This is a genomic window from Streptomyces sp. CO7, from assembly GCF_053474865.1.
The window spans coordinates 200137-205707 of record NZ_JBRIOU010000002.1; the positions used below are offsets into that span (position 1 = coordinate 200137).

At 73.9% G+C, this 5571-nt stretch carries 5 protein-coding genes; all 5 read left to right on the plus strand.

The annotated features are described in order from the left end of the window. Window positions 1-110: 110 nt before the first annotated feature. Entirely contained in the window at window positions 111-1700 is a 1590-nt protein-coding gene (locus ACOV8S_RS02815) for an acyl-CoA carboxylase subunit beta (protein ID WP_448315922.1), read from the plus strand. 210 nt (window positions 1701-1910) lie between these two features. Continuing rightward, on the plus strand, window positions 1911-3233 hold the full coding sequence (locus tag ACOV8S_RS02820) for a beta-ketoacyl-[acyl-carrier-protein] synthase family protein (protein ID WP_108952140.1): 1323 nt from the start codon (window positions 1911-1913) through the stop codon (window positions 3231-3233). Then, window positions 3230-4444, plus strand: a complete 1215-nt coding sequence (locus ACOV8S_RS02825) for a ketosynthase chain-length factor (protein ID WP_448315923.1) — start codon at window positions 3230-3232, stop codon at window positions 4442-4444. Before ACOV8S_RS02820 ends, ACOV8S_RS02825 begins: the two co-directional genes overlap by 4 nt. Before the next feature lie 176 nt (window positions 4445-4620). Then, window positions 4621-4890: an acyl carrier protein gene (locus ACOV8S_RS02830; RefSeq protein WP_108952142.1), complete on the plus strand. Its 270-nt coding sequence runs from the start codon at window positions 4621-4623 to the stop codon at window positions 4888-4890. Window positions 4891-5113: 223 nt separating this feature from the next. Further along, a partial coding sequence (locus ACOV8S_RS02835) for a hypothetical protein (protein ID WP_448315924.1) occupies window positions 5114-5571 on the plus strand: 458 nt, incomplete at its 3' end.

The following is a 5571-nucleotide window of genomic DNA, read 5'->3' on the forward strand; positions in this document are numbered from 1 at the left end:
CACCCGGGGCGCGAGGGACGCCGGGGCGCACGGGGCGCCGGCGGGACGCGGGGGAGGCGTTCGGAGGGCTCCTCCAGCACGTCTCAAGGCCGCGTTCCTACGTTCGGCCGATGACGATCCTCGAAGAAATCACCCTCGGCCGTGCCGCCCCCGACCTGCGCCGCGCCACCGCGGAACTGCGGCGCCTCAAGGAGGAGGTGAGCCGCGGCCCCGATCCGGCGGCCACCGAGCGGCAGCACGCCAAGAACAAGCTCACCGCCCACGAGAGGCTCGAACTCCTCTTCGACGAGGGCACGTTCACCGAGATCGAGCCGCTGCGCCGGCACCGCGCCCACGGTTTCGGCCTGGAGGAGCGCAAGCCGCACGGCGACGGCGTGGTGATCGGCTGGGGCCTGGTGCACGGCCGCACCGTCTTCGCCTACGCGCACGACTTCCGGGTCTTCGCCGGCGCCCTCGGCGAGGCGCACGCCGCCAAGGTGCACAAGGTGATGGACCTCGCCGCCGACGCCGGAGCGCCGCTGGTCAGCCTCAACGACGGCGCGGGCGCGCGCATCCAGGAGGGCGTCACCGCCCTCGCCGGCTACGGCGGCATCTTCCGCCGCAACGTCGCCTCCTCCGGCGTCGTCCCGCAGATCAGCGTGATGCTCGGCCCCTGCGCCGGCGGCGCCGCCTACTCGCCCGCCCTCACCGACTACGTGTTCATGGTCCGCGAGACGGCGCAGATGTTCATCACCGGCCCCGACGTCGTCCAGGCCGTCACCGGCGAGCGCATCACCCACAACGGGCTCGGCGGCGCCGACGTGCACGCCGGCACCTCCGGCGTGTGCCACTTCGCCTACGACAACGAGGCCGACTGCCTGGAGGACGTGCGGTTCCTGCTCGCGCTGCTGCCCTCCAACAACCGCGAACTGCCGCCCGCCGTGCCCTGCGAGGACCCCGCGGACCGGCGCACCGACGCCCTCACCGACCTGGTGCCGGCCGACCCGGGCCGCAGCTACGACATCCGCGCGGTCATCGAGGAGATCGTCGACGACGGCGAGACCTTCGAGGTCCACGAGGCATGGGCGCCCAACGTGGTGTGCGCGCTCGCCCGGCTCGACGGCCATCCAGTCGGCATCGTCGCCAACCAGCCCTCGGCGCTGGCCGGCGTGCTGGACATCCACGCCAGCGAGAAGGCCGCCCGGTTCGTGTCGACCTGCGACTCCTTCAACATCCCGCTGGTCACCCTCGTCGACGTGCCCGGCTTCCTGCCCGGCGTCGACCAGGAGCACAACGGCATCATCCGGCACGGCGCCAAGCTGCTGTACGCCTACTGCAACGCGACCGTGCCGCGGATCTCCCTCGTGCTGCGCAAGGCGTACGGCGGCGCGTACATCGTCATGGACTCGCGGTCCATCGGCGCCGACCTGTCCTTCGCCTGGCCCACCAACGAGATCGCCGTGATGGGAGCCGAGGGCGCGGCCAACGTCATCTTCCGCCGCGAGATCGCCGCGGCCGACGACCCGGAGGCGGTGCGCGCCCGCCGCGTCGAGGAGTACCGCAACGAGCTGATGCACCCCTACTTCGCCGCCGAGCGCGGCCTGGTGGACGACGTCATCGACCCCGGCGAGACCCGCGCCGTGCTCATCCGCTCCCTGGCCATGCTGCGCGCCAAGCGGGCCGAGACGCCCTCGCGCAAGCACGGGAACGTCCCCACCTGAGCGGGCCGCGGACCCATCCACGCGAACACGAGTCCGGTTCTAGGGGCCGGACGTTCCATGGCTTCACCGGACACGGCGGCCCGTCACGAAGGGGCCGCCCGCCGGACAGGCCGGCCGAGGGGGTTCACACCCCCGGACCCCCTCCGGCCCGCCGATATCCACACGACAGCCCCGACAGCACGGACGAAGGGATCGACAGTGACCCCCACAGTGCCAGCCGGCCGGAGCGCGGCCGCGCACCCGGCTTCGTCGAAGGCCAGGCAGACCACGCGCAGAGTCGTCATCACCGGTCTGGGCGTCGTCGCGCCGGGCGGGGTCGGTGTCAAGGCGTACTGGGACCTGCTCACCGCGGGCCGCACGGCCACCCGCAGGATCTCCTTCTACGACCCTTCACCGTTCCGCTCCCAGGTCGCCGCCGAGGCGGACTTCGACCCGCTCCTGGCGGGCCTGTCCCAGCAGGAGACCCGCAGACTCGACCGGGCCGCGCAGTTCGCGGTCGTCTCCACCCGCGAGGCGCTCGCCGACAGCGGACTGGAGATCGCCTCCCTCGACCCGGGCCGCGTCGGCACCGCGGTGGGCAGCGCGGTCGGCTGCACCACCAGCCTGGAGCGCGAGTACGCCGTGGTCAGCGACAGCGGCCGCAAGTGGAACGTCGACCACGAGTACGCGGTGCCCGAGCTGTACCGGCACTTCGTGCCCAGCTCCATCGCCGCCGAGGTCGGCAGGGCCGCCGGGGCGGAGGGACCGGCCGCGGTCGTCTCCACCGGCTGCACCTCCGGACTCGACTCGCTCGGACACGCGGTGGAACTCATCCGCGAGGGATCGGCCGACGTCATGATCGCCGGTGCGACCGAGGCCCCGATCTCCCCGATCACCTCGGCCTGCTTCGACGCCATCCTGGCCACCACCCCGCGCAACGACACCCCGGAGAGTGCCTGCCGGCCCTTCGACCGCACCCGCAGCGGCCTCGTCCTGGGCGAGGGCGCCGCCATCCTGGTCCTGGAGGAGCTGGAGAGCGCCAAGCGGCGCGGCGCGCACATCTACGCCGAGATCGCCGGCTTCGCCTCCCGCTGCAACGCCTACCACATGACCGGACTCAAGCCCGAGGGCATCGAGATGGCCGAGGCCATCGACGCCGCCCTCGCCGAGTCCCGCCTCGCGCCGGACACCGTCGACTACGTCAACGCGCACGGTTCGGGCACCAAGATGAACGACCGGCACGAGACCGGCGCCTTCAAGCGCAGCCTCGGGGAGCACGCGTACCGCACCCCGGTCAGCTCCATCAAATCGATGATCGGCCACTCGCTCGGCGCCATCGGCTCCCTGGAGATCGCCGCCTGCGCCCTGGCGATGGAGCACGGCGTCCTGCCGCCCACCGCCAACCTGCACGAGCCCGACCCGGACCTCGACCTCGACTACATCCCGCTCACCGCCCGCGAGAAGAGGGCCGACGTGGTGCTCAGCGTGGGCAGCGGCTTCGGCGGGTTCCAGAGCGCCATGGTGCTGGCCCGTCCGGACAGGAGGACCGCATGACCACCGCAGTGGTGACCGGCCTGGGGATCACCGCCCCCAACGGCCTGGGTACCGAGGACTACTGGAAGGCCACCCTGGCCGGCGAGTCGGGCCTCGGGCCCGTCACCCGCTTCGACGCCGCCCAGTACCCCTCGTCCGTCGCGGGGGAGGTGCCCGGCTTCGTCGCCGAGGAGCACATCCCCAGCCGGCTGATGCCGCAGACCGACCACATGACCCGGCTCGCGCTCGCCGCGGCCGACTGGGCCCTCACCGACGCGGGCCTGGACGTCGGGGAGTTCCCCGAGTACGGCATCGGCGTGGTCACCTCCGCGTCCGGCGGCGCCGTCGAGTTCGGCCAGCGCGAGCTCCAGAACCTGTGGAGCAAGGGCAAGGAGTACGTCAGCGCCTACCAGTCCTTCGCCTGGTTCTACGCGGTCAACACCGGCCAGATCTCCATCCGGCACAAGCTCCGCGGCCCCAGCGGCGTCCTGCTCACCGAGCAGGCGGGCGGCATCGACGCCATCGGCCACGCCCGCCGCCACATCCGCAAGGGCTTCTCCGCCGTCGTCGCCGGCGGGGTCGACGCCGCCCTGTGCCCCTGGGGCTGGGTGCCGCAGATCGCCTCCGGCCTGATGAGCACGGTCGGCGACCCGGCCCGCGCCTTCCTCCCGTTCTCCGCCGACGCCGCCGGATACGTACCCGGCGAGGGCGGCGCGATCCTGGTCGTCGAGGACGCAGGCTCGGCCGGCGCCCGCGACGCGGGCAACGTCTACGGCGAGGTCGCCGGCTATGCCGCCACCCTCGACCCGGCGCCCGGCACCGGACGCCCGCCCGGCCTGCGCCGGGCCGCCGAGAACGCCCTCGCCGACGCGGGCATCACCGCCGCCGACGTCGACGTCGTCTTCGCGGACGCCTCCGGCGTGCCGGAACTCGACCGGGCCGAGGCCCAGGCGCTGACCGAACTGTTCGGCCCGCGCGGCGTCCCGGTCACCGCCCCCAAGACCATGACGGGCCGGCTGCTCGCCGGGGGCGCCGCCCTCGACGCGGCGACCGCGCTCCTCGCCCTGCGCGACGGCGTCGTCCCGCCCACCGTCAACGTGGCGGGACCGGCTCCCGAGCACACCATCGACCTGGTCACCGAGGCGCGTGAGGCCGACCTGCGCACCGCGCTCGTCCTCGCCCGGGGCCACGGCGGCTTCAACGCCGCGCTCGTCCTGCGCCGCGCCGGCTGACCGGAGCGCCCAGGACCCCGTCCGCGGCAGACCGCCGCGGTCCGGAACCGGCGCCCCGGGCGCCGGGGGCACGCACGGCCCGCCTGGGGCCGCGCGTGCCCGGGGCGGCTCCGTGCTCGCGCCCGCCCTTTCGTCCCGCACCACCATCGCGCCCAACCGAGAGGACGGCACCAGCCATGACCACCACCACCGCCACCGTGACCCTGGCCGACCTGACCCGCATGCTCCGCGAGAGCGCCGGTGAGGAGGAGGGCGTCGACCTCGACGGCGACGTCATCGACACGCCCTTCATGGACCTCGGCTACGACTCCCTGGCCCTGCTCCAGGTCATCGGCGAGATCCAGCGCGACTACGGGATCAGCATCCCCGACGACGCGGTGGTCGACGCGGAGACCCCGCGCGCGCTCCTCGCCCTCATCAACGCCGGCTCGGCCACCGCCGCCTGAGCCGGACACCGCGCGGCCGCCCCGCCCCCGCACTCCCCCGGCGGGGGCGGGGCGGCCGCTTTTCCGCACGACTTTGCGTCCCACGAGCTTTCCGCACGGCTTTGAGCACGAGTTTTCCGCACGAACTGTCCGCACGGGCTTTCCGCACGACTTCGCGCACGAGCTTTTCGCACCTGGACCACGGGCACACGCGGCCGGATCCGCGCTCCACGAGGAGGCACCCATGTCACTCACGTCCCAGAGCGCCGTCGTGCGCCGACTGATCGTCAGGCCCGGCCCGGCCCCGCGGGGGACCGCGCCCGTGACGGCGTCCGCCACCGCCGTCTCCGCCGTGCTGCGCGCCTTCGGTCGTTCCCCCGAGGACCTGCCGGCCCGCACCGTGGTCGTCGTCGGCGCCGCCGCCGTCGACCCCGCGCTGGGCGCGGAGCACGAGGGCTTCACCGTGCGGACCACCACCGCGCCCGGCGCCGCCCTGCGCCGCGCGCACCACGAACTCCACGAGGGCTCCGCCGACCTCGTCCTGGTCGCCGGCTTCGGCGAACCCGACGCCCAGACCATCACCGTGTACGCCGTCAAGCGCGCCGCCGAGGCGGTGGCCGACGCGGACTCCGTGCTCGGCGTCCTGGACGTGCGCGCCCCGCGCGGCGCCGACACGGCCCCGCCGCTGTGCCCGCTGCCGCC